The sequence below is a fragment of the Parageobacillus caldoxylosilyticus NBRC 107762 genome (assembly GCF_000632715.1).
Lineage (GTDB): Bacteria > Bacillota > Bacilli > Bacillales > Anoxybacillaceae > Saccharococcus > Saccharococcus caldoxylosilyticus.
Genome location: NZ_BAWO01000030.1, coordinates 1 through 25,950, shown reverse-complemented (window position 1 = coordinate 25,950; position 25,950 = coordinate 1). Strand labels below are relative to the sequence as shown.

Sequence of the window (25,950 nt, the reverse complement as noted above, 5' to 3'; positions counted from 1 at the left end):
TTTATTTTTAAATATTCAAACAATATAAATATATTTGTGATATACTATTCCGTAGGAGAGATGTCATTGCAAAAGGTGGATTAAAAATGCGTTCCGGTTGGCTAGAAGGAAGAATATATGGCATATGCGAATGGATCACCCGATTGGCGTATGTCAATATACTTTGGGGACTCTTTACATTAGTAGGAGCGATTTTTTTAGGCGTTGCGCCTGCGACGGTTGCGTTGTTTACTGTTGTAAGAAAATGGCTTCTTTTTAGCGATAACGATGTGCCGATTTTTAAAACGTTTTTTAACACATATAAAAAAGAGTTTTTGCGGGCCAATAAGATTGGGCTATTTATAGGGCTTGTTTCTTATATTTTATATATTGATTTTCTATATATTGCAAACGTCCGAGAAGCGTTTCAGCTAGCATTTTCCGTTTTTCTATTTGTTATTTTAGTTTTTTATGCTATCACGCTTTTATATATCTTTCCTATTTATGTTCATTATGAACTGCGGTTCTTGCAGTATATAAAATACTCCTTCTTTATCGGGATGGCGAATCCGTTAATGACACTGACCATGTTCCTTAGCATCATCTTGCTGACTGTTTTATTTATTTATATACCTGGACTTATTCCATTCTTCAGTGTCAGCTTAGTTTCGGTTGTTTTAATGTGGTGTGCGTTAAGAGGATTTCGTAAGATTGAGGAGAAGCAAAATGCTATTCATCGTTCTAACAGCAAAGCTTAACAAAAAACCACAGCATTCCACTACGGTGATTTTTGTATAACTAGCTAGAATGGACAAATAAACTACTATTACATTGGCTCTAATTTCTTTCACTAGAACACATTATAAACTACGTCGGATTTAAGCCGCTTCCACAGTCCTTGGACTGTACGGAGGGCAAAACAACAGTTCCAAGCGGTGTTTATTTTCTTCTAAAAATGGTTCGTGATGAATGCAGGCGTTGTCAACACCATCACCATCTTCCCGATTATATGTGTCAAGGTAGTTTCATATCTTTTTGCAAATGTTTTCGGAAAAAGGAGGTAACACAGATATGGTAAGAATAAGAAATCCCATTTTAACCGGATTTCATCCAGACCCATCCATATGTCGTGTAGGAGAAGATTACTATATTGCCGTTTCCACATTCGAATGGTTTCCAGGAGTGAGGATTTATCACTCGAAAGATTTAAAAAATTGGCGTTTAATTTCAAGACCATTAAATCGATTGAGTCAGCTGAATATGTTAGGGAACCCAGATTCAGGAGGAGTTTGGGCACCCCATCTATCATACAGTGACGGTAAATTTTGGCTTATATATACAGATGTAAAAGTAGTGGAAGGACAGTGGAAAGATTGCCATAATTATCTTGTCACTTGTGAAACAATTGATGGCGAATGGTCTGACCCTATTTACTTAAATAGTTCAGGTTTTGATCCTTCTTTATTTCACGATGATGATGGAAGAAAATATTTGGTTAACATGTGCTGGGATCATCGTGTCGGCAACCATTCTTTTTATGGGATTGTGCTTCAGGAATATAGTGTTGAACAACAAAAACTCATTGGGAAACCGGAGATTATCTTCAAAGGAACGGATTTGAAAATTACCGAAGGCCCACATTTGTATAAAATCAATGGCTACTATTACTTATTGACAGCGGAAGGAGGTACAAGATACAATCACGCAGCAACCATTGCGCGGTCAAAATCTCTCCGGGGACCGTATGAAGTGCATCCAGAGAACCCATTGATTACATCCTGGCCATATCCGCGTAATCCGCTGCAGAAAGCGGGGCATGCCTCCATTGTGCATACCCATACGGATGAGTGGTTTTTAGTACATTTAACAGGCAGACCGCTTCCGCAAGAGGATCAACCATTGCTGGAACACCGAGGCTACTGTCCGCTTGGGCGTGAAACAGCAATCCAAAGACTGGAATGGAAGAACGGCTGGCCTTATGTTGTAGGAGGAAATCAGCCTTCTTTAGAAATTGAAGGACCGAATGTGGAAGAAGTAAAATGGGAGAAGGATTATGACGAAAAGGATGATTTTGACTGCGATGTTTTAAACCCTCATTTCCAGACGTTGCGAATTCCGTTAGGAGAGGATATAGCTTCATTAAAAGATAATCCTGGACATTTGCGGCTATATGGAAGGGAGTCGCTAACCTCGAAGTTTACGCAAGCTTTTGTAGCTAGACGATGGCAGCACTTTAACTTTATTGCAGAAACGAAAGTTGCCTTTCGCCCTACAACATTTCAGCAATCTGCAGGACTTGTAAATTACTATAATACGCAAAACTGGACGACGCTTCAAATTACTTGGCATGAGGAAAAAGGAAGAATTCTTGAGTTAATGACATGTGATAATTTTACATTTGATCAACCTCTTCGAGGGGAAGAAATCGTTATACCAGATGACGTAGAATATGTCTATCTTCGGGTCGAAGTACAGACGACTACTTATCAATACTCTTATTCATTTGACGGGGAAAATTGGATAAAAATTCCTATAAGATTTTATTCATACAAATTATCAGATGATTATGTAAGAGGCAGAGCAGCTTTTACCGGCGCGTTTGTCGGGATGCACTGCCGAGATAGTTCAGGGCAAAACAATTATGCTGATTTTGATTACTTTTTGTATAAAGAATTGTGATAGCTTTGTTAAATTATACAAAACACTTTGTTTATACAATAGACAAACAAAGTAAAAGACGTTATAATTTTGTTAAGATTTCTAATTGCTGTTATATTTATTTATCACCTACTATTAAGTTCTAAAAGATTATGAGGAGGAGTCCTATTATGTCTTATTTCAACACCATCAACGCCATATCCTATGAAGGACCAACGTCTAAAAACCCACTTGCGTTTAAATTTTACAATCCGGAAGAAAAAGTCGGAGATAAGACAATGGAAGAGCATTTGCGCTTTTCGGTTGCGTATTGGCATACGTTTACAGGGGATGGATCGGATCCGTTTGGGGCAGGCAATATGATCCGTCCGTGGAACAAATACAGCGGAATGGACTTAGCAAAAGTGCGTGTAGAGGCAGCTTTTGAGTTTTTTGAAAAACTAAATGTCCCATTCTTCTGTTTCCATGATGTGGATATCGCTCCAGAAGGAGAAACATTAAAAGAAACATACAAAAATTTAGATATAATCGTAGACATGATTGAAGAATATATGAAAACAAGCAAAACGAAGCTGCTTTGGAATACGGCGAACTTATTTACCCATCCCCGCTTTGTCCATGGCGCCGCCACTTCTTGCAACGCCGATGTATTTGCGTATGCAGCGGCCAAAGTAAAAAAAGGTTTGGAAATTGCGAAACGATTAGGAGCGGAAAACTACGTATTTTGGGGCGGACGGGAAGGATATGAAACGCTGTTAAATACCGATATGAAACTAGAGCTGGACAACTTAGCCCGCTTCTTGCATATGGCGGTGGATTATGCAAAAGAAATTGGATTTGACGGCCAATTTCTAATTGAACCGAAACCGAAAGAGCCAACGAAACATCAATATGACTTTGACGTTGCGACGGCGTTGGCATTCTTACAAACATATGGGCTAAAAGATTACTTTAAGTTCAATATTGAAGCGAACCATGCAACGTTAGCGGGGCATACGTTTGAACATGAACTGCGAGTAGCCCGCATCCATGGCATGCTCGGGTCGGTGGATGCGAACCAAGGGGATACGCTGCTAGGATGGGATACGGACGAATTCCCGACAGACTTATATTCTACCACGCTTGCCATGTACGAAATCTTGAAAAACGGCGGCCTTGGCCGTGGCGGATTGAATTTTGACGCCAAAGTAAGAAGAGGATCGTTTGAACCAGAAGATTTGTTTTACGCTCATATCGCTGGAATGGATAGCTTTGCTGTTGGATTAAAAGTAGCCCATCGATTAATCGAAGATCGCGTTTTTGATGAGTTTATTGAGGAACGATACAAAAGTTATACGGAAGGAATTGGACGGGAAATTGTGGAAGGAACTGCAGATTTCCACAAATTAGAAGCACATGCTTTACAGCTAGGGGAAATCCAAAATCAATCGGGCAGACAAGAACGGCTGAAAACATTGCTTAATCAATACTTGCTTGAAGTTTGTGCAACCCGTTAAGGAAAAGAGGGATTAGTCTTGGATCACGTCATTGGTGTGGATTTAGGGACAAGTGCGGTAAAGGCGCTGCTTGTGGATCGGAATGGGAATGTAAAGGGAGAGTGGACAGAAACTTATCCCTTATATCAGCCCCATTCCGGATATAGCGAACAAAATCCTGAGGATTGGGTAGAAAAAACGATTGTTGCTTTAAGAAAGTTATTAGAAGTTTCCCGTGTTTCTCCTCGCTCTGTTGGTGGATTGAGCTTTTCCGGCCAGATGCACGGGCTTGTGCTTTTAGATAAGGAACGGAACGTACTACGAAATGCCATTCTGTGGAACGATACGAGGACAACGGAAGAATGCCGGGAAATTGAGGAGAAAGTGGGAAAAGAAACGTTATTATCGATTACGAAAAATCGTGCATTAGAAGGATTTACGCTGCCGAAGCTGTTATGGGTGAAAAAACATGAACCGCATCTTTATCAGCGTGCGTATACGTTTTTGCTGCCGAAGGATTACGTCCGTTTCCGTCTTACGGGACACATTGCGATGGAATATTCCGATGCGGCGGGGACGTTGTTGTTAGATATTGAAAATAAGACATGGAGCCAGCCTATTTGCGACATCCTTGGCATTGATGTTCAGCTGTGCCCTCCTTTAGTCGAATCAACGGCATATGTCGGAACATTGCTTCCGGAAATCGCGGAAGAAACTGGATTATCTACGAATGTAAAAGTTTTTGCCGGCGGTGCCGACAATGCTTGCGGTGCAGTTGGCGCTGGAATTTTATCGGAAGGGAGTATGATGTGCAGCATCGGTACATCCGGTGTCGTTTTGGCGTACGAGCAAACAGGAGAGAAAGATTTTGCTGGAAAAGTTCATTATTTTAATCATGCCAAGCCGAATGCCTACTATATTATGGGGGTGACATTGGCCGCCGGGTATAGTTTTGATTGGTGGAAGCGCACGTTTATGGAAGACCTCCCGTTTGCCGATATTGTCAAACGGGCCTATGAATCACCGATTGGCGCCAATGGCTTGTTGTTTACCCCATATTTGGTAGGGGAACGAACTCCTCATGCCGATGCCGATATCCGCGCCTCCTTTATCGGGATCGACTCTTCGCAAACAAAGTGGGATTTTGCGCGTGCAGTGATGGAAGGAATCACCTTTTCGCTGAATGAATCGGTGGAGATGATTAAGGCAAGTGGAAAAACGATCGAGTCGGTCGTTTCCATCGGCGGGGGAGCGAAAAGCAGGGAATGGCTGCAATTGCAGGCAGATATATTTGCGATCCCAGTGGAAAAATTAAAAAATGAGCAAGGTCCAGGACTAGGCGCAGCAATGATTGCCGCGTATGGCTGCGGCTGGTTTGATTCGCTCGAGCAATGTTCGGACGTGTTTAAGCAGGTAGAGCTTGTTGTTGAGCCGCAAAAAGAGGCGGTAGCACGTTATCAGGAGTTATTTGCTATTTACCGCGAGATTTATCCGCAAACAAAAGAGTTGACGAAAAAGTTAAAAGCATTTCGGAACTAATTTTTCTGTGCGCGCCGGTGCATTTCGTGCCGGCGCATCTGCTTTAAAAGGCTAGATCAATAAACCCCAATCCCCTTTGATGAACAGCAAATTTAGTTGTTCTATTTTTAGCAGGAATTTCGCTGACATATTGTGAATTGTTTTATTAGGCAGCAAATATACAAAATATACAAGGAAAGAGGAGAAGCGATGTTACACACCCTTTCTGTTCCTATTATTCAAGCGCCAATGGCCGGCGGGGTTTCAACGCCGGCGTTAGCTGCGGCAGTGTCCGAAGCAGGAGGACTTGGCTTTTTGGCCGGCGGTTATAAAACAGCGGAAGAAATGCGAAAGGAAATTGCCACGCTTCGAGCGCTGACCGATCAGCCATTTGGCGTAAATGTGTTTGTACCAGGCGAGGATGATGCAGATGAGAAAGCGGTGCGCCGCTACAAAGAGGTGTTGGAAGAAGAAGCAAAACGGTTAGGAGTATCCCTTGGCGAGCCTAAATGGGACGATGATGATTGGGAAGCAAAACTTACAGTTTTGTATGAAGAAAAAGTTCCTGTCGTCAGTTTTACGTTTGGCTGCCCTTCGTCCAAGATCATCAGCAAACTACAAGACAATGGCTCCTTTGTCATTGTAACCGTTACCTCCAAAACCGAAGCGCAAATCGCGGCAGGGCAAGGAGCGGACGTCCTATGTGTGCAAGGGCCGGAAGCAGGGGGACACCGCGCTACGTTTCGCAATGACGAAACGGCGGATGAGAATGTAAGTTTGCTTGTTTTGCTGCAGCAAATTCGCGAGGCAGTAGACCTCCCGCTCATTGCCGCTGGCGGCATTATGCACGGACGCAATATTGCCGCGGTGCTGGCGGCAGGGGCGTGTGCCGCCCAATTGGGGACGGCGTTTTTGCGCTGTCCGGAAAGCGGAGCGAGTCCGTTGCACAAAAACGCCCTCATCGACCCGCAGTTTCAAGCAACCGCCGTTACCCGTGCGTTTACCGGCCGTCCTGCGCGCGGGCTAGTCAACCGTTTTCTCACTGAATATGACGCGTTTGCCCCTGCAGCGTATCCCCATATTCATCATATGACAAAACCACTTCGCAGCGTCGCCGCCAAGGCCAATGATCCGCAAATGATGTCTCTGTGGGCGGGGCAAGGGCATCGTTTGGCAAGGAATATGCCGGCTCAGGAGCTTGTAAGGGAGTTGATGAAGGAGATGGAAGAGGCGGTACAAGGACTAATAAGGAAATAAGGCATTTTTGAATGGTAGAAGTAGAAGGAAAGTTTTCTAGAAGAAAATTTCGCAGCAGCGAAAGCGTGAATGATGGGAAAATAGGGGGATTTGCGGACAAATTGAACAAGATGACACCGCGCCATATTAATACGAATACGGCCGCGGTGTTTCTGTTTTTTGCCATCTTTTTAGCTTTTTGATCAGCGTGGAGTGATCGATTCCCAGCCGTTCCGCCGCTTTTCGCAGCGATGGGGATTTTTCGATCGCTTCATAGACAAGCCGCTTTTCAAACTGCTCCACTTTTTCCTTCAGCGTGAGGCAGGAGGAAGTGTCTGATTGACTGCGAATATGAGTTGGGAGATCATCTGGTTCAATGTATCGGGCAGGGACAGAAACGACCAAGCTTTCCATTAAATTTTTCAGCTCTCTGACATTGCCGGGCCAATGGTATTGCTGCAAAACCGCTTTTGTGCGTGGAGAAAGCTGTTTGTGGATGCGATAGAGCTTGCAATAAAATGTAAAATAATGGTCTAAAAGCGGTTCGATGTCTTCCGGGCGTTCCGCCAGCGGAGGGATAAATAGTTCGATCACTTGCAGGCGATAGTATAGATCGGAGCGGAATTTTCCAGACGCGATCAGTTCAGACAAGTTTTGATTTGTCGCCGCGATAATACGGATATCGAGTTTTTTTGCATGGCGGCTGCCGATGCGCTGTATTTGTTTTTCCTGCAGGACGCGCAATAATTTCACCTGTAAGGATAGCGGCATTTCCCCGATTTCATCAAGCATGATCGTTCCGCGGTCCGCCAGCTCAAATAAGCCGATTTTGCCGCTTGCTTGCGCACCGGTGAACGCACCCTTTTCATAGCCGAACAGCTCGGATTCAAGCAGTGTCTCGGGAATCGCGGCGCAATTGACTTTAATAAACGGCTGATCTTTCCGCGGACTAAGATGATGAATCATATTGGCGATCACTTCTTTTCCTACGCCGGATGGCCCAGTGAGCAGCACGGTCGTAGGATAGGCGGCGATTTGTTCGACCTTGTGAATAAGCGTTTTCATGAGGGGACTGCGGCAAATGATTTGCTCATCGCTGTCGCTAGTGGAAAAGGTGTAGCGATGCTGGCTCATTTGTGAGAAACTTTTCGCTTTTTCCAGCTCCATTTTCAGCTCGTTCAGCTTGGAAATATCACGGACGCTTGTGACGATCATGTCAATTTCCCCTTGGTCGTTGAAAACCGGATTTCCCGTGACGATCACATCTTTTTTGCCGCCGATTTTTTGCAAAATGGAAACACGCTGTTTTTGTTGCAAAACGAGAAGGGAAACGGACTGGTCAAAGTATCCTTTACCAACCAGTTCCTCCATATGTCTCCCTATCAATTCCTCGCGGCGAAATCCGGTGATCTTTTCATAGGCGGAATTGACCATGAGCGTAACTCCGTTTCCATCGACGACATAAATGCCATCGGTGGAAAATTCGATAATCGTTTCCATTTTTTTGGACAGTTGATGATAATGCTCCATTTCCGAAATATCTTGCAGCACAGCGATCGCGCCGATGCGTTTGCCGTCGCAATAGAGCGGCGTGCGATTGACCAAACAGGCCCGTCCGGCGATGTTCACTTTGACGCCAATGGTGCTTTCTCCCGTTTCTACTACATGTGGAAGCTGGGTTGTCGGAATGAAACCGCGAATATCTTTTCCTTTCCAGTGATCGTGTTCGATATGCAGCAATTTTTTCGCCGCCTTGTTTAAAAAGACGATGCGGTTATGCTGGTCGATCACGATGATCCCGTTATGAATGGAGGAAAAAATATGTTCGAGCATTTCGGAAGCGATGATGGCCATCATCCGATCCCTCCTTTAAAAACGGTGAATGATTTCACCGAGTGGTGAAAACGGTCACAATTTATTCATTTCGCTATCACTACGGTTTCTCCTTTGTTAGTGGTGATTTTTTTCAGCATGCCTATCAGTTTTTGCTAGATAAATCAGGCTTTTACGAGGTGGCATAGGACTTGCAAGACAAAAAAGGGGGGGGAGAGACCGATATTGAAAGCATTTTTTGTACACCGGTTGGTCCTGATGAAGAAGGAGCATTATTTTGACAAGGGGGAGGATCAATAATGGCGAATGTGATCAAAGCACGTCCTAAATTGTATGTGATGGATAACGGGAGAATGAGGATGGATAAAAATTGGATGATCGCGATGCATAATCCAGCAACGATTCATAATCCAAATGCACAAACAGAGTTTGTGGAATTTCCTATTTATACGGTGCTGATTGATCATCCAGAGGGAAAAATTTTATTTGATACCTCTTGTAATCCTAATTCAATGGGACCTCAAGGACGATGGGCAGAATCGACGCAGCAAATGTTCCCGTGGACGGCAACTGAGGAGTGCTATTTGCATAACCGTCTGGAACAGCTGAAAGTAAGACCGGAGGATATTCGCTACGTAGTCGCTTCTCATTTGCATTTAGACCATGCCGGATGTTTAGAAATGTTTACAAACGCAACGATCATCGTTCATGAAGATGAGTTTAACGGGGCATTGCAATGCTATGCAAGAAATCAAAAAGAAGGAGCATATATTTGGGCGGATATCGATGCATGGATTAAAAATAATTTGCAATGGCGGACGGTCAAGCGGCATGAGGATAACATCCTCCTTGCGGAAGGAGTGAAAGTCTTAAACTTTGGCAGTGGACATGCGTGGGGAATGTTGGGGCTGCATGTGGAGTTGCCGGAAACGGGAGGGATTATTCTCGCTTCTGATGCCATTTACACAGCGGAAAGCTACGGTCCGCCAATTAAGCCGCCAGGTATTATTTACGACTCGCTCGGTTATATGAACACCGTTGAACGAATTCGACGTATCGCGCAGGAAACAAAGTCACAAGTATGGTTTGGGCATGATGCCGAACAATTTAAAAAGTTTCGCAAATCTACAGAAGGATATTACGAATAAGAAAGGAGCAAGAACCAAATGTCAGTCGCACGCATCGTATTTACACCACTTAGCTATGTCGGCTGGGGAGCGCTGGAACATTTAGTCCCGGAAGTGGAACGGTTTTCTGCGAAAAAGATATTAGTTGTCACCGATCCGGTGCTAGAGAAAATCGGCCTTGTCGGGCAAGTAACAAAACCGCTTCAGGAAAAGGGCTATGATGTTCATGTTTATACGGATGTCGTACCAGAGCCGCCGTTAGAAACGGGGGAAAAAGTGGTCGCTTTTACCCGGGAAGGCCAATTTGACCTTGTCATTGGCGTCGGCGGCGGAAGCGCGATGGATTTGGCGAAATTGGCTGCGGTGCTTGCCGCACACGAGGGCTCGGTTGCCGATTATCTAAATTTGACAGGAACTAGAAAGATTGAAAAAAAAGGCTTGCCGAAAATATTAATTCCGACCACATCCGGAACGGGATCGGAGGTCACGAACATTTCCGTGTTATCGTTAGAGACAACGAAAGACGTTGTCACTCACGACTACTTATTGGCGGATGCCGCCATTGTCGATCCGCAATTAACCGTTTCCGTCCCGCCGCGGGTGACGGCCGCAACAGGGATTGACGCGCTAACCCACGCGGTCGAAGCGTATGTATCCGTTAATGCCAGCCCGACGTCAGACGGTTTAGCGCTTCAAGCAATTCGTTTGATCGCGCGGTCGTTGCGCAAAGCGGTGGAAAATGGCGCAGACAAGCAGGCGCGGATCGATATGAGCAATGGCAGCTATTTAGCCGGTTTAGCGTTTTTTAACGCCGGGGTCGCAGGAGTGCACGCACTCGCCTATCCGTTAGGCGGGCAGTTCCATATCGCCCACGGCGAATCGAACGCCGTATTGCTTCCGTATGTGATGGGGTACATCCGCAAAAGCTGCACGAAGCGGATGGCCGATATTTTGAATGCGCTGGGAGGAAACTCGAGCTTTCTTTCTGAAGAAGAAGCTTCGTATAAATGCGTCGAAGAGCTGGAGCGAATCGTCCGCGATGTAGGCATCCCAAGAACGCTCGGCGGCTTTAACATCCCGGAAAGCGCATTGGAAAGCTTAACGAAAGATGCCGCCCAGCAAAAACGGTTGCTGGCGCGCAGCCCGCTGCCGTTGCTGGAAGACGATATACGGACGATTTACCAATCCGCTTTTAAAGGTGTGGTGACGGAGCCGAAATAAGATAGAGGGATGAGCAGGAAAAATATTGATAGAAACGGCCTGCTGTGCTACGGTGAAGAAAAGGGAAGCCTGATCCGGCTTTCCTTTGCGTTTTTATTTGAAACAGTTCGTTTGCCGTAAAACCTTATTTATCGCAATGATCGGAGCTGCCTCTTGCCTAGCTAGAATGAGTTACATTTTTTAAAAATCAGGGAATGGAGGATGTCAATGTTTACAACTGTCATTGTCCCAAGAGTTTCCGAAACAGACGGCGTCGGCCATATTAACAACACGACGATTCCGGTATGGTTTGAAGCCGGGAGGGAAGAAATTTTTAAAATGTTTACTCCCGATCTTTCCTTTAAGAATTGGAGAATGGTGATTATCCATATGGAAGTAGATTATGTGAATCAAATTTATTATGGCAAGGAAGTGACCGTTTATACAGGAATCGAGCGTATCGGCAACACAAGTCTAACCATCTACGAAGAAATTCATCAAAGCGGGCGGCTTTGTGCGAAAGGAAGATCGGTTTACGTCAATTTTAACTTCGAAACGCAAAGGCCGGAGCCGATTCCGGATGGAATAAGAGAGAAATTAAACGAACATTTATGGCGCCCGCAAGAATGAGAGAAGAGGTTTGGGGATGTTGGCGGTTTTTGGATCGTTCAGAAGCTGCAAAAAACATGAAAAGCGGCATCAATCAGTCCACCGAAGCGGTGAAACAGTCCGTAAGAGCATAACAGAAACAAGGATCTTGCCGGTATTTTGTCAGCAAGAGATGCAGGCAAGCGCAAAAAGAAAGGGACAGCGTCCAGCTGTCCTTTTCTGCCGTTATATACGGTTTTGGACGAAACGCAGTACTTCGTAGGCGCGCTCTCCGATTAATTGGATCAATTGTTCGAACATCGCGTCGCGCTTCAAATCAAGTTCTACGATCCGTCTGGCCAGCTCAAGAGCTTTTTGGTCCATGTTCATCCCCCCGCTTCTTCTTTCGTATTCTGTGCCGTTCGTATTCGTTCTGCAATTCGCTTACCGTCCATTGTTGCAGTGCGGCAGAGTCATGAAACAAGCCAGTTTGCAACAGTCTATCAATATAAAATCGCTTTTGCCTCGTAATTGCTGTGCGCATCAGTTTCCCCATCTTTTTTCCCTCCTCGTATTTATCTCTTAATATACGGTGTTTTTCTTCATATTACATTTATTTTGTTAAGCCACTTTACAATAAAATTAAAAAATATGTTAATTTTATTTACAAAAATAATCATAAATGGTGAAAAATCGGTATAATTATGTTAGAAAATATAACACGTGAGGTGAAGAGGATGACGAATAAAGAAGATTCCTATAAATTCAAAAAAGTCATCTCTATCGGCATCGTCAGTGAATTAACGGGGCTATCGCAGCGGCAAATCCGCTATTATGAAGAGCGGAAGTTGATTTTTCCGGATCGCTCGAACGGAATTCGCAAATATTCGTTCGCCGATGTTGAACAGTTAATGGAGATTGCCAATAAGCGGGAAGAAGGGGTTCCGACAAGGGAAATCCGCCAGGAAATGACGAAAGAGCTGCGGGAAAAAATGTTAAAGGGGCAGATGAACGCCCATTTCCGTTTCCGCCCGTAAACATCCCTTTACCTTAGATTGCGTACCAATCAGGTCTGTCTAAAATGACGGACCTTTCTTTTTGTTGGTCGCAGGATTGTTTGCGCCAAGAAATAATGGCTTTTCCAAGGAAGCGAGCTTCGCGTAGAGCAACGCTGCTGGGTGCTCGGCAGAAAGCTGGCGGTGGTATTGTTCGACATGGGCGAAATAGTGCGTGATTTGCGGAGAGTGAAGAATAGAAAGAATGACATCGGAAATATTACGCAACTCCTTCCAGTTTAAAAAATCAAACACGAGATGATGCCGCTTCAATATGCGAAAGTTGATTTCCTCTTGCCCCGGAAGCGTATCATAAATAAAAATCGGCAGTCTTTTATATAAACATTCGCTAATGGTCACGCCGCCTGGTTTGGTTAAAATAAAATCTGCTTGATCATAAAGCGCGTTCATCTCCTGGCGTGATGAAATGTAAGGGAGCGGAATAAGGCGAGGATGGTTTTCGCTTTGCAGCTGTTTGTACATTCGTTCGTTTTTCCCGCAAAGGACATAATAATCGATTGGATCGTCGGGAGAAATTTTTTTCAACATATGCTTAAGCGTGCCAATGCCTAAGCTGCCGCCGGAAATAAGCCCGAAATAGCGGGAGCGCTTCATTTGTTTTTCCCGTTTTTCGATCGTTATGTCAGGGTGAAGCGGAATGCCGGTTACACAAATGCGGTTTTCCGGAACTCCTTTTTTACGCAGCTGCATTTTCATATAAGGATGGCCGATAAAATGGCAATCAATAGCTTCCGTTCCCCATAAATCATGAACAAAATAATCGGTATAGACGTTGACGACCGGATTGGTTATTTCCCCGTTTCTTTTGAGCCGGTTTAACAAGTAGGAAGGAAGGGAATGTGTACAGAGGATGATATCTGGCTGGACATGTTTCACTATATTTTTTACATGTTCAAGAAAAAGCAGTTCGTAATGCGGAAATGATGGCTGTCTCTTTTTCTGGCGGACGACGGAGTGATAGTACAAGGTGTTGTATGTTTTAGGGAAATGACGAATCCAGTTTACATAAATATAGGAAACTAGCTTTTCCCCTCTTCCTAGCCGCGATGAGAGCAGTTCTATTTTATGGCATTGTAATTGTGGATCCATAGCTAGAAGTCCATCTTTTAACGCATCCGCCGCCTGGTGATGGCCGGAGGGGATTTGCAACAATGGAAGAAAGAGTACGGTTTTCATGTCAATCACCTGATGAACAAGATTATTATCGAGTGTGTGCAAAATATGAATTTTTATGCGGTTTGTCCGTCCCTTTTTTATCCATTTATAAACCTTAGGAGAATGTTTCACAATATCAATGTAAATGAGCAATAACCGGAAAAGAGGGGAGTGTATGAAGGAAAAAGCGAGACAATGCGTTTTAGCGGTATGGGGGGCGTTTGATCCGATTTATTACGCATGTTCCAGGCTTGAGTATGTTGGAACGGAAAGGAACGGCTGCCAGCCGATTTTTCGTGTCCGCATAACGAGGTATAAAGGAAGGGAAGTGGTGTTATCAGACGGCACGAAAATACAAAAAAACGACCTTCTCCTCAAAATTCATTTGCATAACGTTCGTCTTATTCGCGAGCTGCTTCGCTTCGATAGCGAAATTAAAAAAGGCCGTTATATTTTTGAACAAGTGAAAGCCGGGCTCCCTTACGTTGCCCATTATCTCCGCCATCATGAACAATTTCCGGAAATCAAAGGGATTATCGGCATTACAATGTTAAACAAAGGATGCGAGCGATTAGGATTTGAAACATTTTCTATCGTCAATCCGTTTTATAAGTGGTTTAAAACCATCGGGCTCATTCCAATGACCGTAGTTGCTCAACTCCGTTTTCAACCGGTGGGGCGGCCGCCGAAATATTTATTCATGTCGAAAAAGAAGCTATTGGCATTATACGGTTACCAGCCGATCCATTAACTCCCTCTTTTTTCTCTCTTCCCATTTACTATAATGGTAAAGAGGGAGGAAAGAGCAATGATATTCTTTTTTGTTTTTATTATTCTAATGCTTCTTTTATTTATGATTTATAAAGCGCACCGCAATACGTATGAAGCGGTTTTGCATAAAGTGAAAGTGCATTGCCGCGAGAGTGATCCAGACGTCGTCCGTATTTTGCATTTATCAGATCTTCACTTAGAAAAACTATCGATTTCCCCTGACTATCTATATAAGAAATTAAAAGATGAACCAATTGATTTGATTGCTTTAACCGGCGATTTTCTTGATCATGAAACAAGCATTCCTAAGTTTGGTCCGTATTTGACGGCATTGCAAAAGCTAAATCCGACATACGGCATGTATGCGGTGTTCGGCAACCATGACTATGTTTTACAAGGAGAGCAGTTCGAACATTTAAGAGCAACGTTAGAACAACATGGATGCACCGTTTTGCAAAATGAAGCAAAGTCGGTTTCCATTAAAGGAAAAACGGTGAATATCATCGGCATTGATGATTTTTATACAGGGCGCAGTGACGTGGAAAAAGCGTATGCCCATGTAAAAGACGGCTTAAATCTCGTACTCACGCACGACCCGAATATTGTATTGCACATGCGCCATTATCACTTTGATTATTTGCTTTCCGGGCATTTTCACGGCGGACAAATTCATTGGCCAAAGCCGTATCATCTTGTAAAAATGGGAAAACTAGTGCGGATGAATATCATTAAAGGCTATCACGAACTGGATGGTAAGCCGTTTTATATTAGCGAAGGATTAGGTCAAACGGGGGTAAACATCCGCATTGGCACAAAACCGGAAATTACGCTGCATACATTGTCGTTAACACCATTGCATCAAGGCGAAGCGGTGAAGGCTGTCTAAAGCGACAGCCTTCTTTGTTTATAAGGATGGTTCCTCGTCTCTGATGATCCCCGTGCTTGTTCCTATTAAGACTTCTTTGCCATGTTGATTTCGATACACCGTCTTCATCGCCACTTTTTTGTATCCGTCCATCGGGACGACATCGGTAATCGTCAGTTCGCACGTAATCGTATCGCCGGAAAACACGGGGCGGATAAACTCACTATGCATTTCTCTTGCAATATAGTTTAAGTCCCCGCCGATTTTTGTGCCGATGCTGGCGGTAAACAATCCTTGGACCATCAGCCGGCCTTTCTCATCCCGTTCCATATGATGTCTCCCTTTGTCGCCAGATAACTCAGCGAATTGCCGTATTTCTTCCTCTGTGAAAGTGCGCTGCCAAGTAAATACATCCCCAGGTTTTAAATTCATTTCTTCCCTTCTCCCTTCTGCTTGTTCATCATTTATATTACAAAATTTTTATAATAATGAGAATATTTATTTATAAACAATCTTGGTGTTTTTGCATGAAAATAAATCGCAATGCACTTACTATAGCATAGAGAAACTGATCAATGCCCATACTTTTAAAGAAGAAAAAGGAAAAGGAGTGATGGCATTCATGGAACCATCATGGAAAGCGCTGCTTCCGTTTTTAGTGGTGATTCCCATATCGATTTGGACGAAACAAGTGATCCCTGGCTTGTTTGTTGGGTTGCTTTTAGGCAGTTATTTAATGGACCCGTCGCTGCTTGGCGGCTTGCGTACGATGCTTTCGTATTTAGTTAAGAATATAATGCAGATGAATAATATTCGCATCATTATTTTTCTGTATGTATTTGCTGGGCTGGTTAGTATGATTAAGTATACGGGCGGAATTAAAGGATTTGTGCATCTGATCAGTAAAAAAGTGAAATCAGCGAAAAGCGCGTTGATGTTAACATGGATTTCGACGATGGTGACATTTAGCGACCCTGATTTCCGCATTGTGACGATTGCGCCGATTATGAAAGCGTTAAAAAAACGCCTCGGATTATCTTCGCAGCAAATCGGGTTTGCGATTGAAGTGACGTCCAACCCAGTGGTAGCGCTTATTCCGTTGGCGACGGCATTTGTCGGCTATATGGTTTCCGTGATTGATAAAGCGCTAAAAACAGCGGGTATTGGCGCACAGCCATATATTGTATATGTCAAAAGCATTCCGTTTAACTTTTTTTCCTATACGATTATTATCGTTGGACTTTATTACAGCTTTTTTAAATATTCACGGAAAGCAGAAACACGTGCTGCGGCAGAAGGAGAAGGAAAGGTTGCGCCGATCCGCCGATGGAACGAACGGCTAGCCTTGGAGTTTGCCGAGGAAAATCAAGTCCATACGAATAAACAAGAAAAGGAAAATCCAAACGAGGCGCAAGGGGAAGAAGGGGAAGAGATGCAAACTTGCCCGCGCGCGTATAATAAGGAAACCCCAATCAAGCCATGGAATTTGATTGTTCCGTTATCCATTGTGCTTGTGCTGACGTTATTTTTAAGCTGGTGGGACGGACATAAAGGGGCAAAAACGTTTTTCGATGCGTTTTTGCGCAGCGATGCACTTGGCGCTATGTTAGAAGCATTATTTTTAACAGTAATCATTACGGTTGTTTATTTTCTCTTGCAAAAGTTTAAATTAAATGATTTGTTGACGCATTTTGTGAAAGGCGGAAACGAATTAATTTCCGTGATTTTAATGCTAGCCCTTATTTGGGCGCTTTCGGCGGTGTCGGAGGATTTAGGATTTTCGCAGTATATTACCGATCATGTAAAAGGGTGGATTCCGCAATATTTTGTGGCCCCTGTGCTGTTTTTGCTTGGTGCGGTCATTTCCTATTTTATCGGCTCTTCATGGGGGACATGGGGAATGTTAATGCCGCTTGGCGTCACGCTCGCACATCAGGCAGGAACGAATATTTTGCCGGTGATTGGCGCCGTGTTTGCAAGCGGGACGTTCGGGGCGTTTGCCTCGCCGCTGAGCGATAATACGGTGACGTTATGTACGATTTTAGATTTGCCGGTGATGGAATATGCGCGGACAAAATTAGTTCCTGCGTTTATCGCGGCGGGAATGGCTGCCGTTCTGTTTGGTGTCATGTCGTTTATCATGCGCTAGGCCTTATCGGTAAAGTCTGCTCGAGATTTGCGAGCGGACTTTATTTTTTTGGCAACGAAATAACGCAGACGTGGTAAACTGTAATACAAAGGGAAAAGGGAGCAAGGTGAAACGAATGGAAGAAGTACGGAAGCAACTAGAAGAATTGCAGCAATGGCAGGGGAATGATCCACAGGAGCAATTAGACGTCTTGCAAGAGCATCTTAAGCATATCGAAGCACAAATGGATGTGTATTACGATGAACAGGAAGATATCCGAGCGATGCATCGGTATTACCGGCGTGTACCGTTGGAGGGGGATGGACTTACGCTGTTTGTGAAATATCATGAACTCGTTTCGCGCACGCATAAGCGGCGGCTTCCTTATTTTTTCAGCAAGGATGAATATTTATATACATGGGTCGATTTGCAGCCGGATGGAACGGTCAGAAGCATTTATTCAGGAGAGAAGAAAGATCCAAAGACATTAATTCTTCAAGATTATGAAACGATGAAAAAGCGCTATGATGCGTTCCGACAATTGTTGAAAAGAACAAGAGAATGGAAGAAAGAGGAAAAGTATCGGGTGAAAAAGATTGAACAGCAATGGAAGTTTAACGCCGAGCATGTCGTGCCGCAGTCATGGTTTGGCGCAAGAGAGCCGATGAAAGGGGATTTGCATCACCTCTTTGTTTGTCAGCCCGAATGCAATACGCTGCGTTCGAATTTTCCGTACGCTGATTTTCCGTTTTATAATCCGGAATCACCAAAAGAGAAGATTCAGAACCGCTGCGGCGTCGTACAAAACGGCTATTTCGAACCGGAATACGGAAAGGGAACGGTGGCGCGGGCGATGCTCTATTTTTTGCTGCGCTATCCGCACACTATCGCCAAAGCGTTTCGGAGTAAAATCGACGTTCCGCTTCTGATTCGCTGGCATCGGCAATTTCCAGCAACCATTTATGAGAGGCACCGTAATAGCGCTATTTTTTTCATTCAAGGAAATCGCAACCCATTTATTGATATTCCGGAGCTTGCGGAACGAATTGCGTTTCCGTTAAACTTAGCTCCATAAAAAACGGGCTCCCCGCCGGGGACCCGTTTTTTATGCAGAAATTGTGGGTTGATCCACTTTTTCCTTCTCACTTTTTTTGCGGAAATAGGTTGCAACAATTGGTCCGGAAATGTTGTGCCAGACGCTGAAAATGGCGCTTGGAACAGCAGCGAGCGGCGAAAAATGAGCGGTTGCGAGCGCGGCACCAAGCCCGGAATTTTGCATGCCGACTTCGATGGAAATCGCTTTTTGTTTCGGTACCGATAAGCGGAATAGTTTGGCAAACCAGTAGCCAAGCAATAATCCAAGCCCGTTATGAACAACGACGATGAAGAAAATGGCAAGCCCGCTTTTGGCAATCGCCTGCTGGTTTTGTCCGACGACGGCCGCGACAATGGCGACAATCGCGATGACAGAAACGAGCGGCAGAACTGGGATGCACGCTTTCACTTGTTTTTGGAAAAGAGCTTGCGCAATCAACCCTAAAATAATCGGAATTAGGACGACTTCTACAATCGACCAAAACAGCGATGCAGCAGAAACGGAGAGCCATTTTCCGGCAAGCAGCAAAATCAGCGACGGCGTCACGATCGGTGCCAGTATCGTAGAAGCGGATGTCACGGCGACCGACAGCGCGGTATCTCCTTTGGCCAAATAGGTCATCACGTTAGACGCTGTTCCGCCAGGACAGCAGCCAACGAGAATAATGCCAAGAGCGACTTCCCTCGAGACCGGCAAATAATGAGCAAGCAAAAAAGCAACAAGCGGCATAATGAGAAATTGGGCGACTACACCGATTAGCACCTCTGTCGGGCGCTTGAATATTTCTTTAAAGTCATTGACCGATAAGGTAAGGCCCATGCCAAACATGACAATGCCAAGCAGCGGGACTATGTATGGAGCGATCCACGTAAAAGCGTTTGGATTATAAAAAGCAAGAGCGGCAAATAAAAGCACCCAGACAGCAAAGGTGTTTCCAACAAAGTTGCTAAATTTCTCCAATGCCTTCATTGTTTTTCCTCCTTTAGTTAGTGAAATATATACAAAGTATTATATATATTATTCTGAAAAGTTCAACTATACAGATTTTAGATTTGTAATTAGCCTGCTCCTTCCTCTAGACAGATACACCCAACGCATGGTATTTGTGAATTTATTGTGACGATAGAAAAAGTGTGAAAAAAATCACTTTCACAATCGTAAATTGTGGTATTATATTAATTGAGAAAAATAATCATTATTGTTCTATGATGAAAACCATTCTTATTTAAATTAGGAAAATGCCAAACACCACTTTATAAATTTTCACACGTTGACATATTGCTAATTGAAAAAAAGAATCATTGTTGACTGGGGGACGGAAAAGGTGGTTTTGACTGATCTTCGACAAGGGCAAAAGGCCGTTATTACAAATCTGGCAATAACCAATGAAGTAGTGAAACAACGTCTTCTTCATATGGGGATGCATGAAGGCGAAAAAGTTTGCGTGAAATGTGTAATGCCGTTTGGAGGGCCTGTCATGGTAGAGGTCGATGGACAATACATTTGTCTGCGGCGTAAAGAAGCTGCTTGCATTGGAGTGAGATAATCGATGTCATCATATATTGCGTTATTCGGTAATCCTAATACGGGAAAAACTTCATTGTTTAATAATTTGACAGGCTCCTATGAATATGTTGGAAACTGGAGCGGAGTAACGGTAGAAAAAAAGGTTGGCATACTGCGGCAGCACGGTGTTCCCATCGTTGACCTTCCGGGAATCTATTCGCTGCAGCCGCTTTCCCGTGATGAAGGGGTAGCGACCGACTTTTTATTAACGGAACCTTGTTCTGCGATTGTCAACATTGTCGATGCTTCCCAGCTGCGGCGGAATTTGCATTTAACCGTGCAGCTTTTGGAGTTTGGCAAGCCGTTGATTGTTGCGTTAAATATGGTGGACGTAGCGGAAAAGCGTGGCGTCAAAGTCGATGCGGAAAAACTGTCGCGATGTATTGGCGCTCCTGTCGTTCCGGTGATTGCCCGCACTGGAAAAGGAACGAAAGAGCTTGTTCGCGCGATTTTGTCTTTGTCCGAACAAAGTGGGGAGCGGGAGCATGTCGCGATCGATTACGGCCAAGATGTGGAAGCAGCCGTGCAAAAAATCAGCGAGCAGCTGCCTGACGATTTGCTGGCATCAAAGCGCTGGCTTGCGCTTCAGTTTTTAGAAGGAAATGAGCGTATTCACGCTTATTTGCAAACGTATATGGACATCGCCCCGCTTGTGGCGGTTCGTGATGAGGCACAGCAAGCGCTCGGCCGTCCTTTAGCTGAACATATTTATGACGCGCGCGACAAATGGATTGTGCATGCCATCGAAACGTCAACGGTTATATTTCAGCAAAAGCCGCTTACATTAACAGAGAAAATCGATGCTGTCGTCACTAATAAATATTTGGGCTTGCCGATATTTCTCACATTTATGTATATCATGTTTATGTTAACGTTTGATTGGCTTGGTTCGCCGCTTGCTGATTTGCTAGATCAGTTTTTTTCCGGTCCGTTAACGGAGTGGCTTTCTAAGCTGTTGACGCTTGTAGGAGCATCACCGTTCATTCAAGCGCTCGTATTGGATGGAATCGTCTCCGGGGTTGGCGGCGTGCTTGTCTTTGTGCCGCAAATTTTCATTCTCTTCTTTTTCATCTCGTTGTTGGAGGACTCCGGATATATGGCGCGCGTCGCCATGGTTATGGATCGGTTTATGGAGGCGATTGGCTTAAACGGGAAAGCGTTTATTCCGATGATTATCGGTTTTGGTTGCAACGTTCCCGGCGTCATGGCCGCACGAACGATTGAGCAGCCCAAAGAGCGGCTGTTGACGATTTTGTTGCTGCCGTTTATGTCTTGCTCTGCGCGTCTGCCGGTATATGCGTTATTTGCTGGTACATTTTTTGCAAAAAACCAAGCAATTGTCGTGTTTTCGCTATATGTATTAGGGATTGTTGTCGCACTTGGTCTTGCAAAACTGTTTTCTTCTACCTTATTAAAAAATGAAAGCTCCATTTTTGTGATCGAACTGCCGCCGTATCGGATGCCGCAAGCGTTGACATTGTGGCGGAGCACATGGGACAAAGGAAAAGGATTTGTGCGAAAAGCTGGTACGTTTATTTTCGGCGGCTCGGTTGCGATTTGGTTATTGACGTATGTTGGGCCAAAAGGAATTGGCGTTTCCATGGATGACAGTTTTCTTGCGGTCATAGGCGGTGTGCTCGCACCGATTTTGGCGCCGCTCGGCTTTGGAACATGGCAAGCCGGTGCGTCGTTGATAACGGGATTTTTGGCCAAAGAAGTCGTGGTTTCGACGATGAATATTATTTATCATGCAAAAGATATGGACTTGCTGCAAGGGGCAATCACACAACACTTTACGCCGCTATCAGCGCTTAGCTTTATGGTGTTTGTGCTCCTTTATATCCCATGTCTGGCAACGGTGGCGACGATCCGCAAAGAAGCGGGTTCAAGGAAATGGACGTTGATTTCCATTGGCTGTGCGTTAACGATTGCGTATACCATTTCATTTCTCATTTACGAAGGCGGGAAGCTGTTCGGATACTGATGGGAGGGAAGAAAAAACATGATTGCAAGTATTTTAATTGGCGGATCCATTTTTGCCTATGCCGGATGGACGCTCGTTCGCCATATGAAAAAAAGTTCCAAAGGAATGTGTGCTAGCTGCTCTCTATCTGACAATTGCCATGGATCGTGTTCGGCAAAAAAATCTTGAAGAAGCCGTTGGTGGAAAACGGGGTTCCCTATCGTTGCAGGGAATCCCGTTTTTTATCCTAGTTCAATAGTTTGTGATTTTGTAAATTTGCAAAATGGACATAACGTGTCAAAGTTTTGGGAATAGTAAAAGTGTAATCGTACGTTCGTGCAAATCGGGGGTTCGAGTGATGAAGATGATGAGATGGATAATGAAGAGGTGGCTTAAACGGCAAAAAGCAGTATATGAACAGCCGCTGCCGCCTCCTTCTGAAAAACAGCCGCTGTCGATTTACATGAACGAAAATATTCTCTCTATCCAGCGTACAATCGGGGAAAGCTCTGATATCGTAATGCGGACCATCCGAGGCAAAAAAGATGGGGGGCGTCAGCTAAGCATCATTTATACGGATGGGCTTGTATTGTCTTTGGTGAGAGTGTTGCAAAAGAAGGGTTACGGAAACCGCTTGATTTTTTGTCGCGCGATCACGAAATGAGGGCTGATTTTTATATTTTAATTGCCCGGGGGACGCGCGCGGAAAATATTTTAAAAACGTTAGACCCGCAAGAAAACATTCCGGCCAACGCCATGTTTTTATCGCTGGAAACGTCGGAGAAGAGCTTCGCTGCTACCGTCGTCAAGGAAATTGATGATTTAATTACAGAGATTGTCAGTGATGGACAAGACCCTGTTATTACTGGAATTAAGGTAACGGGAAGAGAAGAACAGGGAATGAGCATGGAAGAAAATTTAAAAAAAGTCGAGGCGCCAGTACGATTGAATTTAAACGGCACTGCGGTATTTCGCGACGATAAGCTTGTAGGGTGGCTGAACGACTCAGAAACAAAAGGATATAATTACGCGACGGGACGGGTCAAAAACACGGTCGGTAATATCGCTTGTCCGAATCATCAAGGCAATATGGCGATCGAAGTGATGCGAACCGATGCCAAAATAAAGGGGAAAGTAAAGAATGGCAGGCCGATAGTCGATATATATATTGAATCGGAAGCGAACATCGGCGAGGTAGAATGCGATATAGACTTAATGAACCTATCTACTTTTACAAAATTAAAACGCATGCTGAACAAACAAAGTAAGAAACAGATCGACATGGCAGTGGAAAAAGCGAAAGAGTTTCGCAGCGATATTTTCGGATTCGGGAATGCGATTCATCGGTCGGATCCAAAAGGCTGGGCACAAGTGAAACATCACTGGAGCGATCTCTTCCCGGACACAAAGGTGAATGTTCACGTCCACACCAAATTGCAGCGCACAGGGACGATTACGGAATCGTTTCAAAAAGAGAATGTGAAGTGATGAATAGAAACTGTGGCATTGAGTGAATTTTTACAGAGCCGCCAGGGCAACGTTAGGGCATTTCGCATGCGAAAGCTTTCGTTGCCCCCATTTTTTGTTGATTATTGTCTAAAAATGATGGGCAACAACCGTGAATTTTAGGAGGAATTGAGAAATTTTGTTTTAAATTAGGAAGAAAGTCCTATTTACATTGTCAAAAAGAATCGATAATAATGGGAATAGACAGAATAGTTTCGAAAAGATGAAATATTCTGTCTAATGAAAATGATAGGAGAACACATCATGGTATATGATGGAATTTTATTATCGCTGCTAGTCGGCTTTTTTCGCGGGGGAAGTTTTAAAGGCCTCGCCAATATGAAGCTGCGTGGCGGCTGGTTGTTTCCAATATTGTTGGCAGTGCAGTTCGTTATTTTTATCTTGCAGGATAAAGTGGCAATCATTGGCAAACTCAGCAACGCCTTGTTTCTTCTTGTATATGTGGTTGGCCTCTTTTTTCTCTGGCTTAACCGGAACCAGCCTGGATTTATTGTTATTTTTGCCGGAGTGCTATTAAACTTTATCGTAATGGCGCTCAATGGGGGACGGATGCCGGTATCGATCGAAGCGGCGCAATTTCTTGGCCGTGAATACATCGACGCATTAAGAGCGGGAGTATACGGCAAACATCAGGCGATTACATCTGATACATTATTGCCGTTTTTAGGCGATATTATCCCATTATCCCCGCCATACCCGCGCCGACAAGTGATCAGCATTGGCGATGTCGTTATGAACGTAGGAGCGTTTTTCTTTATTCAGCATCTAATGCTTAGTGCACCAGGCAAAAACACATCTGCCGCTCCTGCGAGTAGATAAATTTTATATTATAAGGAGGTGTAGACCTGGTTGCTAAAATCGTTGTCGTGTACTGACCGATGGAAGGAATGGTGCACGACAGATGCCGTCGCTGACAGCGAGCCACGGGGTGTCTTTCACAGTAGGTGAATGACAAGGGGATTCCCTTCCTGATGGAACTCGGTGAGAATCCGAGCGGCAAGCGGTGTTTCCTAGTTCCATCGCGATGAATCGATTTTTATAGATTTTAGTAACTAGGCAAAAAGCATGAGTGTAAAAGTAAAACAAGTACTTATTAATCTTTTTATTATTGGTTCTATCGTTATAGCATTAACTTCGGGATTTAGATTGACGTAGTATTAACTTTGGGATTTAGAATGGACAAGCATAGGTTTTTACATTGACATATATATCACTATATATCATATTTAAGAAGGGAGAATGAGAAATCACTTCTCCCTAAAATTTTTTAAAACGTGAGTTGGTAATAAATGTTAGTTGGTTGTTTAAAAAATTACGTTAAATGGTATGTAATGTTTATTTATCTCTTAGGTATATCCCTCTATTTTTGGAAAAGTGATTTTTTTTCTCAATCCGTAGAGGATTGGGTTTTAATTTATATGTTATCAGCATCTGTTCTTTTATTAAGTTACTTTACTATTCACCTTCCTCCGAAAGATAATTCGTTTTCTATGGATTCAGCGATTTATTTAGCTTCTATCTTTTTATATGGAATTTCTCTAACGATTAATGTACTATTTGTAAGTATTATTATTGAATTAATGTATAAAAAAAGGGTTGCTCTATGGAAGCATGTTTTTAATTTTTCTATGTACTGTATAATGATAATAGGAGCATATTATTCTTTCTTATTGTTCGGTGGAAAGGTCGGCGAAATCAATATCTATAATTTATTTCCGTATATGATTAGTCTATTAGTCTATTTTAGCTTAAACATTTTTTTCATCTTTCTCTTTTTCTTTTTTTCCGGACAGATGTTTAAAGGTACCTTTGATGTAGGAATTTTAAAAGAAGCTTGTATCAGCTATTCTGTGACCTTGTTGTTGTCTTTAGTATTAACAATTTTATTAAACGAACAAGGATTTTTCAGTTTGTTTTTATTCACGGTTCTAGTTGTGTTACTGTCGTTTGTATTTCGTAAGTTTTTATATTTGTATCGAGATGTTTCGGAAAGAGCTAACAAAGACCATTTAACAGGTTTGTACAATCATGGATTTTTTAAGGAAGCATTAAATGAACATTTCTCCGATGCGAAAAAGTTGCAGCAGCCGTTTTGTTTAGCGCTACTTGATCTGGATGATTTTAAAAAATATAATGATCGAAATGGTCATTTGCAAGGAGACAAATTATTGCAGTTTTTCGGCAATTTT

Annotated in this window: 25 protein-coding genes and 1 pseudogene; 19 read left to right on the top strand and 7 right to left on the bottom strand. The window is 43.6% G+C overall.

Annotated features, from left to right (window positions below):
- Positions 1–86: 86 nt before the first annotated feature.
- Positions 87–737 carry a YesL family protein gene (locus GCA01S_RS09390; RefSeq protein ID WP_042409321.1) on the top strand — a complete coding sequence of 217 codons (651 nt, stop codon included), beginning with the start codon at positions 87–89 and terminating at the stop codon, positions 735–737.
- A 95-nt stretch (positions 738–832) separates the two neighbouring features.
- On the opposite strand, the pseudogene GCA01S_RS19845 reads toward GCA01S_RS09390, so the two are convergent.
- Positions 833–1,042: pseudogene (locus GCA01S_RS19845) on the bottom strand (hypothetical protein); the annotation flags it as partial.
- Between the two features lie 8 nt (positions 1,043–1,050).
- Between GCA01S_RS19845 and GCA01S_RS09385 the strand changes: the two are divergent.
- The 4 genes from GCA01S_RS09385 (at position 1,051) to GCA01S_RS09370 (ending at position 6,887) form a co-directional block, all read left to right on the top strand.
- Positions 1,051–2,658 carry a glycoside hydrolase family 43 protein gene (locus GCA01S_RS09385; RefSeq protein ID WP_042409319.1) on the top strand — a complete coding sequence of 536 codons (1,608 nt, stop codon included), beginning with the start codon at positions 1,051–1,053 and terminating at the stop codon, positions 2,656–2,658.
- A gap of 149 nt (positions 2,659–2,807) precedes the next feature.
- The gene (xylA, locus tag GCA01S_RS09380; protein ID WP_042409316.1) at positions 2,808–4,133 is read left to right on the top strand and encodes a xylose isomerase; all 1,326 of its coding nucleotides are present in this window, start codon (positions 2,808–2,810) and stop codon (positions 4,131–4,133) included.
- Between the two features lie 18 nt (positions 4,134–4,151).
- Positions 4,152–5,651, top strand: coding sequence for a xylulokinase (gene xylB / locus GCA01S_RS09375; protein ID WP_042409314.1), 1,500 nt, complete (start codon positions 4,152–4,154; stop codon positions 5,649–5,651).
- Between the two features lie 189 nt (positions 5,652–5,840).
- Complete coding sequence (locus tag GCA01S_RS09370) at positions 5,841–6,887, top strand: nitronate monooxygenase (RefSeq protein ID WP_042409311.1); 1,047 nt, start codon at positions 5,841–5,843, stop codon at positions 6,885–6,887.
- Between the two features lie 126 nt (positions 6,888–7,013).
- Here the strand turns inward: GCA01S_RS09370 and GCA01S_RS09365 are convergent, their stop codons facing one another.
- The gene (locus GCA01S_RS09365; RefSeq protein ID WP_017434254.1) at positions 7,014–8,723 is read right to left on the bottom strand and encodes a sigma 54-interacting transcriptional regulator; all 1,710 of its coding nucleotides are present in this window, start codon (positions 8,721–8,723) and stop codon (positions 7,014–7,016) included.
- 275 nt (positions 8,724–8,998) lie between these two features.
- Between GCA01S_RS09365 and ahlS the strand changes: the two genes are divergently transcribed.
- From ahlS to GCA01S_RS09350, 3 genes are all read left to right on the top strand, one after another.
- Positions 8,999–9,847 (top strand): AhlS family quorum-quenching N-acyl homoserine lactonase, encoded by an 849-nt coding sequence (ahlS, locus tag GCA01S_RS09360; RefSeq protein ID WP_017434252.1) that lies wholly within the window; start codon positions 8,999–9,001, stop codon positions 9,845–9,847.
- An 18-nt stretch (positions 9,848–9,865) separates the two neighbouring features.
- The gene (locus tag GCA01S_RS09355; protein ID WP_017434251.1) at positions 9,866–11,047 is read left to right on the top strand and encodes an iron-containing alcohol dehydrogenase; all 1,182 of its coding nucleotides are present in this window, start codon (positions 9,866–9,868) and stop codon (positions 11,045–11,047) included.
- Between the two features lie 207 nt (positions 11,048–11,254).
- The gene (locus GCA01S_RS09350) at positions 11,255–11,656 is read left to right on the top strand and encodes an acyl-CoA thioesterase (protein ID WP_017434249.1); all 402 of its coding nucleotides are present in this window, start codon (positions 11,255–11,257) and stop codon (positions 11,654–11,656) included.
- Between the two features lie 204 nt (positions 11,657–11,860).
- Here the strand turns inward: GCA01S_RS09350 and GCA01S_RS20520 are convergent, their stop codons facing one another.
- Positions 11,861–11,998, bottom strand: coding sequence for a hypothetical protein (locus tag GCA01S_RS20520; RefSeq protein WP_017434248.1), 138 nt, complete (start codon positions 11,996–11,998; stop codon positions 11,861–11,863).
- A complete protein-coding gene (locus tag GCA01S_RS09345; RefSeq protein WP_042409309.1) occupies positions 11,979–12,170 on the bottom strand; it encodes a Fur-regulated basic protein FbpA in 192 nt (63 codons plus the stop codon). The genes GCA01S_RS20520 and GCA01S_RS09345 overlap by 20 nt, the downstream gene beginning before the upstream one ends.
- Before the next feature lie 181 nt (positions 12,171–12,351).
- On the opposite strand from GCA01S_RS09345, the gene GCA01S_RS09340 reads away from it, so the two are divergent.
- On the top strand, positions 12,352–12,651 hold the full coding sequence (locus tag GCA01S_RS09340) for a MerR family transcriptional regulator (RefSeq protein ID WP_042409306.1): 300 nt from the start codon (positions 12,352–12,354) through the stop codon (positions 12,649–12,651).
- A 39-nt stretch (positions 12,652–12,690) separates the two neighbouring features.
- Here the strand turns inward: GCA01S_RS09340 and GCA01S_RS09335 are convergent, their stop codons facing one another.
- Positions 12,691–13,866, bottom strand: a complete 1,176-nt coding sequence (locus tag GCA01S_RS09335; protein WP_042409304.1) for an MGDG synthase family glycosyltransferase — start codon at positions 13,864–13,866, stop codon at positions 12,691–12,693.
- Between the two features lie 154 nt (positions 13,867–14,020).
- On the opposite strand from GCA01S_RS09335, the gene GCA01S_RS09330 reads away from it, so the two are divergent.
- Together GCA01S_RS09330 and GCA01S_RS09325 are read left to right on the top strand one after the other, a co-directional pair.
- Positions 14,021–14,596 (top strand): YkoP family protein, encoded by a 576-nt coding sequence (locus GCA01S_RS09330; RefSeq protein ID WP_042409302.1) that lies wholly within the window; start codon positions 14,021–14,023, stop codon positions 14,594–14,596.
- Positions 14,597–14,653: 57 nt separating this feature from the next.
- Positions 14,654–15,502, top strand: a complete 849-nt coding sequence (locus tag GCA01S_RS09325) for a metallophosphoesterase (RefSeq protein ID WP_042409300.1) — start codon at positions 14,654–14,656, stop codon at positions 15,500–15,502.
- Positions 15,503–15,520: 18 nt separating this feature from the next.
- Here GCA01S_RS09325 and GCA01S_RS09320 read toward each other — a convergent pair whose 3' ends face one another.
- The gene (locus GCA01S_RS09320) at positions 15,521–15,913 is read right to left on the bottom strand and encodes a MaoC family dehydratase (RefSeq protein ID WP_017434236.1); all 393 of its coding nucleotides are present in this window, start codon (positions 15,911–15,913) and stop codon (positions 15,521–15,523) included.
- A 190-nt stretch (positions 15,914–16,103) separates the two neighbouring features.
- Between GCA01S_RS09320 and GCA01S_RS09315 the strand changes: the two genes are divergently transcribed.
- Together GCA01S_RS09315 and GCA01S_RS09310 are read left to right on the top strand one after the other, a co-directional pair.
- Positions 16,104–17,630 (top strand): Na+/H+ antiporter NhaC family protein, encoded by a 1,527-nt coding sequence (locus GCA01S_RS09315; protein ID WP_026078369.1) that lies wholly within the window; start codon positions 16,104–16,106, stop codon positions 17,628–17,630.
- 115 nt (positions 17,631–17,745) lie between these two features.
- The gene (locus tag GCA01S_RS09310; RefSeq protein WP_017434234.1) at positions 17,746–18,684 is read left to right on the top strand and encodes an endonuclease I family protein; all 939 of its coding nucleotides are present in this window, start codon (positions 17,746–17,748) and stop codon (positions 18,682–18,684) included.
- Between the two features lie 30 nt (positions 18,685–18,714).
- Here GCA01S_RS09310 and GCA01S_RS09305 read toward each other — a convergent pair whose 3' ends face one another.
- The gene (locus GCA01S_RS09305) at positions 18,715–19,674 is read right to left on the bottom strand and encodes a bile acid:sodium symporter family protein (protein ID WP_017434233.1); all 960 of its coding nucleotides are present in this window, start codon (positions 19,672–19,674) and stop codon (positions 18,715–18,717) included.
- Between the two features lie 355 nt (positions 19,675–20,029).
- Here GCA01S_RS09305 and GCA01S_RS09300 point away from each other — a divergent pair, with 355 nt between their 5' ends.
- The 6 genes from GCA01S_RS09300 to GCA01S_RS09275 all read left to right on the top strand — a co-directional run.
- Positions 20,030–20,251, top strand: a complete 222-nt coding sequence (locus GCA01S_RS09300; RefSeq protein ID WP_017434232.1) for a FeoA family protein — start codon at positions 20,030–20,032, stop codon at positions 20,249–20,251.
- A gap of 3 nt (positions 20,252–20,254) precedes the next feature.
- Positions 20,255–22,255, top strand: coding sequence for a ferrous iron transport protein B (gene feoB / locus GCA01S_RS09295; RefSeq protein WP_042409296.1), 2,001 nt, complete (start codon positions 20,255–20,257; stop codon positions 22,253–22,255).
- Between the two features lie 337 nt (positions 22,256–22,592).
- Positions 22,593–22,898 (top strand): hypothetical protein, encoded by a 306-nt coding sequence (locus tag GCA01S_RS09290; protein WP_042409295.1) that lies wholly within the window; start codon positions 22,593–22,595, stop codon positions 22,896–22,898.
- The gene (locus GCA01S_RS09285) at positions 22,877–23,722 is read left to right on the top strand and encodes a Ger(x)C family spore germination protein (RefSeq protein ID WP_071997943.1); all 846 of its coding nucleotides are present in this window, start codon (positions 22,877–22,879) and stop codon (positions 23,720–23,722) included. The genes GCA01S_RS09290 and GCA01S_RS09285 overlap by 22 nt, the downstream gene beginning before the upstream one ends.
- A gap of 282 nt (positions 23,723–24,004) precedes the next feature.
- On the top strand, positions 24,005–24,580 hold the full coding sequence (locus GCA01S_RS09280; protein ID WP_017434227.1) for a DUF5317 domain-containing protein: 576 nt from the start codon (positions 24,005–24,007) through the stop codon (positions 24,578–24,580).
- 470 nt (positions 24,581–25,050) lie between these two features.
- Positions 25,051–25,950: GGDEF domain-containing protein (locus tag GCA01S_RS09275; protein WP_155835561.1), on the top strand; the 900-nt coding region annotated here is incomplete at its 3' end.